The organism is Psychrobacter sp. 1U2, assembly GCF_051847575.1.
Window position 1 is genome coordinate 1 of sequence record NZ_JBPYDC010001466.1, and the last position, 595, is coordinate 595.

A 595-nucleotide genomic window follows, 5' to 3' on the forward strand; every position below is an offset into this window, starting at 1 on the left:
TTTGTCGCAGGTGACATTATCAAAGTCGACGTAGATGTAGATGATAAGCTCACCTTTGATAAGCTTAGAATGAGTTAATAACGCTAAAGTGTAGTACAAAACTGACCCCTTACTTGCAATAGCAGGTAAGGGGTTTTTTTATTTAAAAACATAATTTGTACCTTGACGGTGTTTTCACTTGCTATATTAGATAAAAGCAGATCAATAGGGAGAATATGATGACAACCATTACCAAACGTATCAATGTACCTTTGAGCATAGTAGCATTACTATTTAGTGCCTCTGCTTGCTCTAACTCAACCACCTTAAATACTGATACAACGCCCCCACCAATAAAAGCGTCTGATGATGCTGCTAATAGTGCGCAAAAAAGCACCAACAAACCTGAATTTACGACTAAAGAGTTTGCGACCTTCAATGAGCCATGGGCAATGGCAGCGCTACCAAAAACAGCTAATGACCCTCTCAAACTACTTGTGACCCAAAAAACAGGTGAGCTCTTTATCGTTGATACTCAAACGAGCAATAAGACACAAGTCGATGGTGTGCCAAGTGTGGCATATGGCGGACAAGGCGGTCTTGGAGATATTGTGTT

Annotated in this window: 1 protein-coding gene; it reads left to right on the top strand. The window is 40.3% G+C overall.

All coding sequences use genetic code 11. From position 1 onward, the window contains the following. Positions 1–215 precede the first annotated feature (215 nt). On the top strand, positions 216–595 hold a 380-nt coding region (locus ACS8FD_RS22665), incomplete at its 3' end, for a PQQ-dependent sugar dehydrogenase (protein ID WP_439277517.1).